We start from the raw sequence: 14,565 nt of genomic DNA on the forward strand, positions 1-14,565 counted from the left end.
TTTTTCATTTTAGTTATTTGTTATTTATCGTTTAACTACACGAACAGTTTGCACTGTTTCATCTTGAGTCACAACTACGTTGTAAACTCCAGACGGATAGTTAGTACCTATTGGCGCTTTGTCCAATTCGGTAACTGTAGCAGTTCTCTGCTCAACTAATCTACCTACCATGTCGTAAACTTTAATAGCAATTACTGAAGTACTGCTTGTTTTAACATCAATCATAAAGTTAGCTGCAAACGGGTTAGGGTAAGCAGTAGCTTTGAATGGTTCAACAACAGTAGTTGAAGCTTGTCTTGCCGGAACCGGAGTGATGATTGTACAATCTTTTCCGTATTCGGTGTAAACTCCGAACAATTCCAAAGATACTCCAACAGTGTAAGTTATACCAGGTGTTAATCCTGTAAACATACTTAAAGTAAAGTAAGGCAATGTGCTAGTTACAATTTGTGTATAGTTAACATCTCCAAACTCATCGTAACCAGTTAATCTGAAACGGTAAGCTGTTGCTCCAGGGAAAGAAATTGCATTGATCAATTGAGTATCTGAAGTCACTTGGAAATCCTCACATTGAGCATCAACAAGTGAAGATACAGGCGCTTCCGGTGTAAACACTGAACAACGCTCTCCGTATTGTGACCAAGCTTCGAAGCCTGCTAATTTAACACGTACTTGTACATCAACTAAGTATTCTGTATCGAATTGAATAGGTAAACCTATTACATCGGTCAATTTAAAGTTAGGCACTGTGCGCTCTACTAAGTAAGTAACTGTTGGTGCGCTGGCTAATGCTACTCTAAATCTGTATAAGTTAGTTGAACTTACAGTGTTTGCATTAATAGTTGAATTAATGAATACTAAAGTGGCTCCACATTGAGAAGTAATTACTTTAGTAGTTCTAACTTGAGTCGTTGTAAGTGAACAAGTAGAACCGTAGTAGCCTTGAACATTACCATCTAATACTACCGCTACTCTAATAGAGAAAGTAGTACCGTAAGAATAGTTGCTGGCATCGGTTAATTTAAAGTGGTGTTGACTGCTGAATACAATTGATACTTCACCAGTAGACATATTGGTCACTTCAAATTGGTAACCTGTTGTTGTATAACCCGGGATGCTGATGTTAGTACAATTGATTTGATTGTTCAAACCATTATTGATACTTCCACAAACATTAGATTCGATGTTAACTACAACCGGAACAAATGAAATTTGGAAAGTCACAGGAACTCCTGTACATCCATTAGCAACCGGTGTAATCGTTACCGTTGAAGGGATAGCCGTTGGGATGAACGAAGGGATAGCTGTAACACCATTCACATCGGCCAATCCTGAAGCAGCACCACCACTAATGTTGAAAGTAACATTTGAAGGCGTACCTACTAACGGAATGGCAGCAGTTGCGAAACCAGTATAGTATGTTTGGTTGGCAGGCGCAACCACCGTTGGCGTAGGGTGAACTACTGCTGCAATAGTTGAGCTTGATTTACAACCGTTCATATTCGTAATTTCTAACGTATAGTCTCCTGTTGCAGCCGGTGTAGCATTAGCAATACTTGGGTTAGGAAGCGCAGAAGTAAATCCGTTTGGTCCTGACCATGCATAAGAATAAGCTGCCGGTGTAAACGTTAAGCTTTGTCCATTAATTAAACTAGCTGTATTTGAAGAATACTGAAGAGCTGAACTACTGTTGTATTGAACACCTATAGTTGCAGAAGCTCCAGAATCATAAGTACTGCTACCAAAGATTACATCCTGATAAACAAAATTAATTACTCCTGTTGTCAAATTCAATTGAACTTGGAATGTAATTGAACCAGTTGTAAAGGCATCGTGAGCCATGGTAGTAAACTGTATGATATGTAAATTACCTACTGTTTGGGTTTTACATGTTGCTCCAGTTTGGATATCTAAATCATCCCAGAAAGGTGCCAAGAAAGTATTACCTGCCGTGTTAGCAGTACTTGGTAAAGTTCCATTTGATAAAGATACTTCTCCAGAAGTAGAACCAAATACTATTAATCCGTTGGTACCAATTCTAGCGGTAGTATAAGGTGTACCGTTGAAAGTAAAGGTAGGAATTGTAATATTGTGTTCCGTATCATCTCCAAGAGTTCCAACAGATACTCCAGTAGCATTGATATCTATGAAAGGAACATTACTGTTACTATTCAATGAATATCCTTGTTGAAGCGCCACTGTAGAAGCAAAATCTAAAGCGCTACCTTGACAGATAGGTGAATTAGATGATATTGCAGGAGCTGCTGGTAGCGGGTTAATTTTTAAAATATAAGTAACCGCAGTACCTGAACAACCATTAGCTACCGGTGTGATAGAAATTGTTGCCGTCCCACTAGCTGTTGGTGTAAACGATGGAATTGCAGTAACACCTGTTTGATTAGCCAATCCTAAAGCAGCACCTCCACTAATGTTGAAGGTTACACCACTTGGTGTTCCTGTTAAAGGTGTAGCCGGCACAACAGCATCGATACAGTACGTTTGAGCAGCAGGTGCTACAGCCGTAGGTGTAGGATATACAGTTAATACAGAAGCTCCACTAGTTACAGTAGAACAGTTGGTCACTGCTACCGTATAACTTCCTGAACTTGCAGGAGTTGTTCCTGTTATAGTTAATGTAGCTGTAGTTACACCAGATATTCCAGAACCATTTACTAACGGAGAACCATCTTTAAACCATTGGTATGTTAGAGCAGTTGCGCTCGTTGCAGCAACAGTAAAGGTAGCAGTTGTCCCTTGACATAATTGTTGTGTAGCTACCGGAGAAGTTGTGATTACCGGTGGCGTTGAATCAACAACAACTGAAGTAGAAGCTGTAGCTGTACAACCTGTACTTGAAGTCACAACAACATTATAGGTGCTGTTAACTGAAGGATTCACCGTTGCCACTGCAGTATTTGCAGTAAATCCAGCCGGAACTGATGACCAAGCATAAGTATAAGTTGACGTTCCGTTACCTAATGGACTGAAACGATAAACTCTTCCATTATCCGGTAAAATTGGAGAAGCAAAATTACCCAAAGCTACCGTTGAAGAACTACTTGTTCCTACTGTTGGTGTAGCCCATGATCCTGTATTGCTCAAAGATTTTACGTTAGCTGCAGCAGAACTAGCTCCTCTTAAACCAACTTGACAAGTAATACCTGTTGAAGTTCTCGCCGAGTTTACTGTAAAGCTTCCATAGCGTATTTCTACTCTATTGGTTCCTTCATACAACCATATTTGAACATTCCCTGTTGCAGGACTTGCTGTTGAAGAATAACTTCTAATGTTTGTCCATTGGATTTTAGTAATTCTACTTCCAACCGCACCTGTTGTTTGTACATAATAACTAGTTGAAGTGGTATTATTACCATCCAAATCTCTGTTGAAAGCTGCGATAATATTGTTATCACTTCCACTCAATGAGCTGTAATTGGTTGTTGATGTAGAAGTTGCACCTAATTGAATCCAACCATTAGAATTAATTTTAAAAGTTGTAAAGTTATTACCACCAAAATTAAAGGTAAAAGGCAAGGTTTGAGTAGCTGAAATCGAATCATCCATTGATGATAAACTCACAGCTGTTGTTCCTACTCCACCTACTATTGAAGAATAAGTATCTGTAGTGCTCTCAAACGTATAACTTCCTACCGGCATTGGAGTCGGCACAAGATTAATTAATGCAGAAGTACCCGTTAAGGTAACTGGTGTTCCCGGACATACCGTAGCTGCAGATGCACTTGCTGAAGCAGTGAATGCACCCCCTACAGTTACTGTAGCTTGTGCTGTATTGGTACAACCATTAGAATTAGTTCCGGTTACAGTATAAGTTGTAGCCGCTGAAGGCGTAACCGCAATTGAAGTTCCTGTAGTAGTAGTGAAACCACTAGCAGTCCAAGTGTAATTATTGATATCACTTCCACCTGCTGTTAAAGTAACGGCCGGACCAGGAGTACAATAAACTGTTGAACTCGGAGACACTGTAATTGTTGGATTAACTACGGATATAGTAGCTATAGCTGACTCAGCATCAGCACATTTGTCAGCTCCAGAACCTGCACCGGTTACAAAGGCTTTATAGTAATAGTTTCCTACAGGCGTAGCTGCAGTAGTTGTTACTGATAAAGTATTTGAACCAGCTCCTGAATAAGAAGCACCAACAGGAGTACCTGCAGCAATAGTGTTCCAAGGACCACTTGCTGAAGTAGCATATTTCCATTCAACATCCTCAACAGAACCTGAAGTTGAGATTCCGAAAGAAGTGGCAGCTGCACTAGGCGAACTACATCTTACAACCGGAGTTGTTGAGAAGTTATTGGTTAAAGATACCGGAGTATTTACTGTTAAAGTAGCAATTCCACTATCTAAGAAGAAGTCTAATTGACATTTGAATTGGTATCCGTCATGATCTGTAGTGATTCCGGAAACGAATAACGTTTTAGGGCTAAACTCATTAGCTCCTGAGAAGGTTAAACCAGAAGCATCCGGACCGTCAAAAATGTCATTAAAGCTGGCTCCTCCATCGGTACTCATTTGCCATTGTACATTGTAAGGCTCATCACCTGTTGTTACAATACTGAATGAAGTACTAGAAGCACCACAAAGGTTTACATCTGCAGGTTGTGTTGCGAAACCTGTATTGGTTACATTTAAGATGGCTTCGATTGGTGTTAAGGTAGCACATGGTGCCAAACCGGTAACCAAACATCTGTATTGGTAAGTATCAAATCCTAAAGTAATATTTTGAATACTTAATACAGCAGTGTCTTCTCCTGAATAATCAGGGTTAGCTGCTAAGATATTTTGCCATCCGTTAACATTGTCGTTCAATTGCCATTGGTAAGTAACTAAACCGGTAGTTACCACTTCAAAAGTAGTCAACTGACCCGGAGAAACTGTTCTTGACGCTGTTCCTGATACAATAGTTCCAGGCTCATTTACGGTTACAGTAACTTGTTGTGTACTAGAACAAGCCGGTACTGTAGTGTTACTGGTAGCTGTTACATTATAAGTCGTAGTTTCACTTGGGCTTACCATAACAGAAGTACCCGTTAAAGTAGCACCTCCACCAACCGGTGTCCAACTGTATGAATTACTTCCAGCTGAAATAGCGGTCAAAGTTCCTGTAGTACCTTCACAAATAGTGATTGGATTTACCGAAAAAGACGGTAACTCATTCACATTCACAGTAGTACTTCCTGAATTACTACAAGACCCTGAAGAAACATTTACAGTAAATTGAGTAGCTGTATTGGGTTGAGCATATACTGTTGGAGCAAAATCTGTTGCCGGATTATAAACATTAGACAATGCTACATCTGTAAACAATGGAGTTGCAGGAGATGCAGTCCAAGAATATTGAACATTTCCATTAGCACTGATTTTAACATTATCAATAAACCAACCTAACCAGTTAGCTGAAACATCAGTAGTATAACGGAAACGTAATTTAAATTGACTAGTTAACGCAGCTGCAGGAATACTGAACGTCTCTGATTTCCAAAGCGAATTGTTCGGTGCATTGGTACCAGTTAATGCAGTGTTCCAATCTGAGTAACTCAAAGTTGAAAATCTTACATCACTTCCACTAAAGTAAGCACTATTGGCTGCACCTGTATAGTTAGCAGATGTAAAAGTAGTCCAAGTGGCTCCTCCATCAGAAGAATATTCAACATAACCAAAATCATAAGCCGTAAAATTACCCTCCATAGAAGCTATGTGAGAGAAAGTTAAAGTAGCTGCAGTAGCACCAACCAAATTCACATTTGAATTTAAACTGTAAGTTGCCGCAGCGTTTGTTCCTGTTGTATTAAATAAAACAGAGCCTGAACCTTGTGATTGGTAAGTTGTATTTAATTCAGCAGTCGTAGTAGAAGTTCCTGAAAGAGTAGCTGCCGTAAATTGAGATGAAGCAGCATCAAAATTATCACTAAAATAAGTACTGTTGTAATTACCCCCTGTAGCATTTAATCTTAAATTACTACCGCTACAAATGGTTGAGTTGGTCAAACCAACAGGAGTTACTGTGATAGCTGAAGGAGTATCTATAATAGTTACTGTTACATTTTCTGTAGCAGTACAGTTATTAGCGTACGTAGCTGTTACTGTATAAGTAGTTGTAACAGCAGGACTAACCGTAATTGAGCTTCCTGTATTGGTATAACCTCCCGAAGCAGTCCAGGCAAATGATAAGGCACCCGCAGAGACAGCAGTCAAAGTTGCTGATTGACCGGCACAAATTCCAGCACCAGTTATAGGAGCAATTGTACCAGGGAAGTTGATTGTTACTGTAGCCACAGATGAATATGACACATCACCTGGGTTAGCAATACAAAATACTTTTAAACGATACGAAGTAGTCGTTGTTAAAGTTCCTGTAGATAAATTAGCATAACTGTTGGAAACTGAACCTATGGCAACACCAGGAGTAGCAAAGTTGTCGGTAGAAGATTCCCATTGGTATCTTGTTCCGGTTCCTTCTGAATAACCTGTTGCAGCAATTGTAGTTGCGCCTGAGTTACAATAAGTGGCAGTAGCTGCACTTGCCGTTCCGGCCACCGGAATTGTACAAGTTAAACAAGTACCGGTATAAACCGCTTGAAAAGCAAATCCGGGCCCAACTGCACTAGTATCAGAGGTAAACTGAATAGTAATTGGTTGACCAGGTGCAGAAACTATAGGCGTAATAGCACCGGCTGTTGTATAATTAGCCAAAAGTGTTCCTCCTGTTCCAACACCACTATAAATGTAAATGTCATCACAACAAGACTCCATACCCAATACATTACCTGATAAGGTAATTACCCCTGTACCTGAGTTATCCAACACCAAATAACCATTGGTGTTATTGGCATAGTCAGCTGAAGATCCACCATTATCATAAATAAAGGTATTGGTACCACAATCAACTAAGGTATTTCCTGAAGCAGGAACAATATTTGAACCACAAGAAAGACCGTTGAAGCTCACTGAGTTTGAAAAATTTGATAAACCACTGTAAGAACAGCTCGTAAATAATCTATAATAGGTAGTTCCCGCTGTAGATGTTGGAACCGTAAAATTTAAATTTGTAGCTGTTGGGATATCTGTCCAAACAACATCATCCGGAGAAGACTGCCATTTGTAAGAAAGACCTAAAGCTCCCCCTGATACACCTGTAGCCGATAAACTTAAAGAGCCACCTGCACATCCAGTACTTTGAGATATACTGGCCACTCCTGCATTGGGAGTGTTTTCACATAAAACCGGTTGCGCAATGTTAACCGTATAATCCTCTACATTTCCATAAGAAGAAGAATAACAAGGATCATTAGAAGTATCATTATCTGTAGCAACGATTCTCATTACGGTATTGCCTAAAACAGCATCAGCAGGAATAATTAAGTTTCCAGATATTGATGTAGGATTAGCATTTGAAGATAAACCAATAAGATTATTTTCATTCGCATCATTAAAGTCACCATCTTGATTATAATCAATAAAGACTCTAACATTATAAGTATATCCTGTAGCCAAACTTACCGTTATAGGCACAGTTAAAGTTCTTAACAATGTTGCCGGAGTCAAAGCCCTAAAATCCTGATAAGTCAGTGGAGAAACATTTGGATTACTAAAGGTTTCAAACTGGACATTAGTAATACCATTATTATCCATTGAAGTTGGAACGGCAGAACAATATGTAAAACCACTTCCTGTTGTAAAAGATTGTTCAACACAATCTACTGCATCACCATTATCGTTAGTAGGAACCACTTTCCAATAATAAGTAGTATTAGCTGCTAAAACTGGAGGAGAATAGGATGATCCTGAAACAGTTGCTGCTAATCCCGGTGAAGGAGAAGTACCAAAATATACTTTATATCCAGTAACACCAAGTAAGTTATTCCAACTCAAAGCTGGATTTCTGGCGATTTGTGTTGCTCCGGTTGCCGGAAGCAATCCTGTCGTACAAGACGGAGGTGTAGTTGGTACCAAAGTAACAGCTATGTTGTCGAAATTTAAATAATAATCTCCCGACGACCAAGTAGCAGAAAAACGAATAAACAAACTTCCTGCAGGAGGTGTAAATGTATGCGACTTACTGATACAAGAACCATTCTGAGTTTCTTGACTCACCGTTGCAATATTAGTCCAAGGACCTGCAGCAGAAGAACCATACTGAACAACAAATGATCCCCATGGGTTTGTACCTGATGTATTGGCACTCCATGTTGCGGCTTTGTAATCATAAGTAATGATATGCGCCGATGTTCCATTAGCCGTACCAATGTTTGGTGAAATCAATTCTCCAGTGGTGACACCAGAGTATAAATTTCGCCTCATAGCTCCACCGGAACCACCACAGGCGGTTGCTCCCGTAAATCTGGTAAAACCTCCGGTAAATGAACCAGCATCGGTATTAAAGTTTTGAGAATAATTTACCTGTGCATAAGAACTAAATCCTGTAAACACAGATAAAATAATAAGACTCAAAACCCAGAACCGTTTAAACAATCCATCTGTGTTGGGAGCGTTCCCAACTACATCCGGTGTTTGTCTTTTGAGCCATGTTCGTGAACCTGAACTCAAGTTAGTGTAGTTGTTAATCATAATTTATAAAATTGGGTTAATAAGAAATGTGAATGTATATAAAATGTTAATTAATTGTGAAATAATAACCTTCTTAATCGATTAAAGGTATCTTATCATCGCTCAAACAAAACGACGACTTCCAATTTTCTTACAGAAAACGGACAGGCCAATAAAAGAATAAAAGTATTTGAGACAAAAAAATACCTAACCGTTTATACTAAAAACAGTTAGGTATCTATTTTAATGGGATTAGTAAACCACTTTCTTGGTTACAATTCCACCGTTTTCTCCTTCAATTTTAACAAGTAATACTTGTTGGGTAGTAGGTAAAGTGGTAAACACAGTTGTTGTGTTACCTATTTGCTTTTGGGAAGCAAGTTCTCGGCCTCTTACATCGTAAATGGTCACATTTACCATGTTTTCGGTTCCCGAGTTAATATTCAATCCTGCATTGTTCTGGAAAACCACCACCGAATTCTGGTTGAATACCGGATTGTTGGTTCCTAATGCATTGGTTGTGTAACGAATTCTAAAGCGATTGTCAAAGGTTCCGCTTTCAGTGGCAAAAGTATAAGGTGCTGCTTTAAGGTCATGAATGACATTTAAAAGCGTGTCTTCTAAATAAATGTTTTGTGAGGCAAATAAACCGTCAAAATCAGGAAGACTAATCGTATAAGTACTGTTGATGGTTGATTTGTATCCCAAAGGAATCATTTCATTCACATCAAAGGCCAATTGTTTTCCTTGGATGCTCAACTTGGTATTGTCAACAATAGTGTAAAGGGTAATCGCATTTCCGATATCTACCATTTCTCCGTCAAACAAACGATCAATACCATTGGTAGCCGACTCAACATAACCTATCAAAGCTTGTTTGTAAGCCCCTTCGGTATTGGTAATGTCTAACCAATATCTGTGTTTCTCTAAGTTCAATTCTGCTTCTGTATTGTTGGCCGTGTTTGGCGACAATCTGTAGAACTGACTGTTGTTACCGGCCGCACGCATACTGTTTTTGAAAGTAGCGGTTCCGCTCGAGAATCCTTTGATAAAGAATCCTTGACCCGAAGCAATATACCCTAAAGGCACTGCATTACTTCCTCCTCCACCGAAACCGGCATTGGTAGCGGCACTGGTACCACCCACAAGGTTGTAAATCGCATAATCACTTCCGGTATATTGGTAAGTCGCATTGATTGGTGTATTGTGTGTCCAGAAATAAAGCGTTCCGTTCAAATTGGCATTGGCCGGGTCTAATATAAAAGCACTGGCCGATAAAGCACTGGTGAATGGATTTCCAATTAAGTTCATTTGAGCTGCACCACCCACGATAGGCGTTGTCATAGTACCGTTATTCGGTGTACCATAGAAAGAAGCAGTATAGGTTGCCGGTGTATTGATATCATAATCATACGGCGCACGGATAATGTATCCTTTACCCACATCCATCAAAGAGGCAGATGAAATATAAGCCCAGTTGTTGGCACTGGCATCATAATAATAGTAAGCATCAAATGGCGTATTGGGAGAAACGTTTACCAAAGTTTGCGGATTTACCGGAGTTGACCAATAAGTATAGTCAAACTGACGAATACCCGTAGTGGTTCTTTTGTAAGTTATATTTCCTGAGTTACCTCCCGAATAAACACCCGGTGCATTGGCAACATCTACTACTTGATACAAACTGGCGTTGTTTTCAAAAGTTAGCGTTCCGCCCGAAACTACTACCGCATTTTGTACAGTTAAAGTTCCCACGTCGAATAAGACCGCACCACTGGTTACCGTCACACTACAAGCGGATAAGTTACCCGAAGTAGCACTGGCATGAACCGAAGAAGTATAGTTTCCTTGGAAATCAGCTCCGATTGTGGAAGTCGGACCGGTACCATTTGACCAAGCCGAACCATTCCAAACCGCTTTGTTGAATGTAATGGTTATCACATTAGAATAAACATCAGAACAACCGGCCAAGTTCACTACAGCTCTAAAGTAACGAGCGCCGGTGAAAGTACCTATTTGGGCTGAAGTCAACGTTGTAGAAGCACTCGCAGCGATATCGGTAACGCCTACGGTAAACGCAAGGTCACTGGCATACTGCCATTTCACAACCGAACCGGTATTACCCGTTAAGGTTAAATCGGCTGCAACTCCTGAACAAACATTTTGGTCACTTGAAGCGGTTCCGGCTACGGCACCTCCAATTACAAAGGTAGTAGCGGTTCTACAAGTTGGATTAGAAGAACAAGCGGCATAGTAAGTCCATGTTCCCGGTGTGCTGGTATTGGCTAAGCCAGAGCCTGCTGCACCCACCGGATTGAACGGACTGCCTGTGCCAATTGGAGAACCTCCTGAAGCGGCAGTATACCATTGTACTTGAGAATTTTGGAACAACAATACACTTCCTCCCGAAGGTGGTGTCACGCTCCAAGTAAAAGAAGTGGCTGTACTTCCTGAGTAGAAAGTAGTGTATAAAGTATAAGTAACACCCGCGGTTAAGGTAACCGTCATTCTTGGGTATAAACCTGCTCCTGAGTCGTCATCTCCTATCACAAAAGTACCGGTAGCACAACTACCTGCAGTAAATGCTCCTGTAGTAATGTATCCCATAGCATCTATGGTAAGCGGACTAGAGAAATCAAAAGTATAAGAACCGGTAACACTTACTTGAAAGTTAACCGTAGTATAAATTTGATTGATTGTTGAAAAACCACAAGTTGGTGAATTTGTAGAACTGAAAGGTCTAGGAGCCTGAGGACTTCCTCCTGTCCAAGAACCTGCAATACTCGTTACTGCATTGCTGTAACCGTCACAAACCGTTGAGCTTGAAATAGTTCCTGCGCCTCCGGTACAGATAGAAGCTCCTGTAGTTACCGGTGCCGGCCCTAAAACGGTAAAGTCTGTAGCACTGCTAACCGACAATACACTGGTAGTTATTCTTATTTTTCCGGTAGTAGCTCCTGCCGGTAAAGTGGCTGTAATTTGAGTAGTACTGTTCACGGTGTAAGTAGCCGAAGCACCTCCAAAGAAAACACCTGTAATTCCTGTAAAGTTGGTTCCTGTAATTACTACGGTTGTACCGCTCACACAAGCATTATCAGTAGGTGTAAATCCGGTGATGGTAGGTACATTGGTTACACAAACAATAGAGGCTGTCCAACCGGCTCCTAAAACCGAACTGTCTGAACGGAATTCAAAAGTCAATGAACCGTCTGCTGCTGTTGATAAAATACTACCCGGTGAGGTTGTTCCCGACCAAGCATCGGCCGGACAGGTTTGCGGCAAGAATCCTGCGGCTCTACCTGATGGCATCAAAGTACCGGCAGAAGATTGTCCGCTGTAAATCATTAAACCATCCCAGTTGTTTTCGGTTGCAAAGGAGTTGAAGATTACCATCAACTTGGCTCCCGGAGTTACCGGTCTGAAAGTATACGAATAAGGTGCATACGTCGGATTCCCTGTTCTCTCGTTATTGGCATAATTTCCACCGGTTCCACCGCTATCCGTAAAAGTAATATTAGAACCACAAGTTACGTTGTACGGTGTGGTAAGGTCAGAGATTCTGATGGTGGTTGGAGTAGTAAGGTTCGTAGTGGTAAAAGTGGCAAAGTTGGTTGACCAGATACTGATTTGCGCCCCACAATTGGCACGAACCCACACATAATAAGTAGTGTTAGGTGATAATGTAGAGAACGTAATGCTATTGGACGTTACCGTTCCTGTTCCTGCGTCGTTATAACTTGGCGGGGTATTGGAAGTTGAAATAAAATAAGCATAACCGTTTGAAGGAGCTCCGGTGGCCGGGGCATTCCAGTTTAAAGTAGCGCCAAAATCCGTAATCCCCGTTACCGGTGAACCCGGATAAGTAGGCGGCAAACAAGTTTCTACCTCAATACGGATGTTGTCAAGGTTTAACTGAACGTTATTTAAGCCGGTGTCTTCAATATCATCTACGAAGAAACGCAAATAATACGTTCCGGTTACCGATGGGGTATAGTTCACAATATTAGAGTTAATCACCGAGAAAAAGCCGTTGTAAGCAATCTGCTGGCTGATATTAGAAACAGTAGCTGCTGTGTTGTTCGTTGGACGCCCTATATTGACCTCCAAACTGGCGTAGCCATTCAAGTTGGTTGAATAGTCATAAGTAATACGGTATAAAGTACCCGCGGTTAAAGTTACCCCTTGGGTAAAGAAACTATCTCCTACACCATTACTAAAAATATTACCATTAACAGAGTTTGATTGGAAAGCACCGTCTGTAAAAGTACATGTCGGCAAAACCCCTCCTACTAAACCATTGAAGTTTTCTAAATACACCACACTTTGCGGTGTACACAATGAAGTAGCCGAAATGGGCCCAATCCAAGTACTGGTACTACCACCACAATTGGAACGTACCCAGAAATAATAAGTGGTAGAAGCCGACAAACCGGTTACGGTAGCCGAAGTAGTAGCACTGGTAGCCGTAGGCGTTGTACCCGAAGTAGGCGCCGTATTAGAAGTGCTGTGGTAAATATCATAGTTACTCGCCGAACCTGCCCAAGTCAAATAGGCACTGTCATGAGAAATGCTGCCGGTAGCGGCAAACGCTAATGTAGTGGGTGCCGGACAGTTCACACATTCCAATTTAATTCTGAAACCTGTACTTGAAACTGTACCGTTTGAAGTAAATTTATAAAATAAAGCACCATTTGTATCAACCGAAGTATAAGTAGAGGGAACAGTTGTACCGGAAAAATTCATCCCACTTATTTGAGTAGCATAAGTGTTGTCAGTAAACAATTGTAGATAATCATTAGTAGCTTCAGTACCAAAAGTTTCGTAAGTTGCTTTTATTTTGTAAGTGGTATTAGATGGTGTAAAATAAATACTATTTGCTTGAGTATTTGAATAATTATCTGATTCACCACCAACGTCATACAAATAGTATGTACGGGTTACATCTAAAGTAACAGGACAAGCCGTGGCATTATTCAAAGCAGGTATTATTATATTATTTTGAGAAGCTACGGAAGAAGTCCATGCAAAATCATCTAAACAAACAGCCCCATTTGTTGGATTTATTCTGGTATCAGTTACTCTAAATTTATACCCTAGAGCAGTAGCAGGAAAAGCGGCTGTAACCTTTACCTCTTGCCAAGTAGTATTCATTGATGGTAACACACCGGTTACACTAATTGTATTTAATGCAGTGGTTACATTGTTGGTTCCGTTTGTAATAGCATACCAAGTGGTTCCACCATCATCCGAAAATTCAAAATTATAAAGAGTTGTACCAGTGGTAGCTCCTTTGATATAGAAAGAAAAGGAACTCGGCGTCATTATTACCGGCGAAGTAACCGAAGCATTTGACGTACTGTTAGTAGGCTGTCTTAAACTATAAATTCCACTTCTTACCAAAGTCGTAGTTGTATTGTGTACAAAGTTGGTTGTTCCCGCAAAAGTCCAACCATTTGCTTGCATTATTGCTACCGATGAAGGCACACTCTCAAACCCTTGATAAGGGCCAATACATTGCGCGTTGGTTTCTTGAAAAACCCCCAACCAAAAAGTCAAGACTAGCAGTAGGTATCGGAAAGAAGCAGTAGTTTTTAATAAAATCGCATTACCCGAGGCATTAAGTAAAGTTTTTCCCATAGTGGTTGTTTTTTGTGGTATTGTCATTATATAGTGTAACCTTTAATTATAAGGTTACCCTACGGTTAAGATGTTAAAATTACATCATATTAAACATTCTATTAACATTGTCTTTACCAAAAAAACATGTTTTTCGATAAAGGGTCAATACAATCGACCAATGATAGGCATTAAGCGGTCATCGGTAAAAACACAGCACTAAAAATAAAAAAAGTAGTACAATTTGTTAAACAAATCTTAATATTGACTAGTTCAAACTTAGTACTTTTTGGGAAATTCGGGTGCGCTAAATTAACAAATTGTCAATACTTTGCAACAATTGTTAATAAGTTGTAACTTCTTTTAAGTAATTGTCTGCAT

Annotated in this window: 2 protein-coding genes; both read right to left on the reverse strand. The window is 40.2% G+C overall.

Going from position 1 to position 14,565, the window contains the following annotated elements:
• Positions 1 to 24 precede the first annotated feature (24 nt).
• Positions 25 to 8,589 carry a GEVED domain-containing protein gene (locus HA632_RS12315; protein WP_176307495.1) on the reverse strand — a complete coding sequence of 2,855 codons (8,565 nt, stop codon included), beginning with the start codon at positions 8,587 to 8,589 and terminating at the stop codon, positions 25 to 27.
• A 231-nt stretch (positions 8,590 to 8,820) separates the two neighbouring features.
• The gene (locus HA632_RS12320) at positions 8,821 to 14,205 is read right to left on the reverse strand and encodes a T9SS sorting signal type C domain-containing protein (protein ID WP_176307496.1); all 5,385 of its coding nucleotides are present in this window, start codon (positions 14,203 to 14,205) and stop codon (positions 8,821 to 8,823) included.
• Positions 14,206 to 14,565: the final 360 nt, after the last annotated feature.

The organism is Flavobacterium sp. J49, from assembly GCF_011742145.1.
Taxonomy (GTDB): Bacteria; Bacteroidota; Bacteroidia; order Flavobacteriales; family Flavobacteriaceae; genus Flavobacterium.

Bases quoted from the DNA above. Each gene is read 5' to 3' on its own strand.
- HA632_RS12315 (WP_176307495.1), bottom strand. From the start codon at position 8,589: ATGATTAACAACTACACTAACTTGAGTTCAGGTTCACGAACATGGCTC.
- HA632_RS12320 (WP_176307496.1), bottom strand. From the start codon at position 14,205: ATGGGAAAAACTTTACTTAATGCCTCGGGTAATGCGATTTTATTAAAA.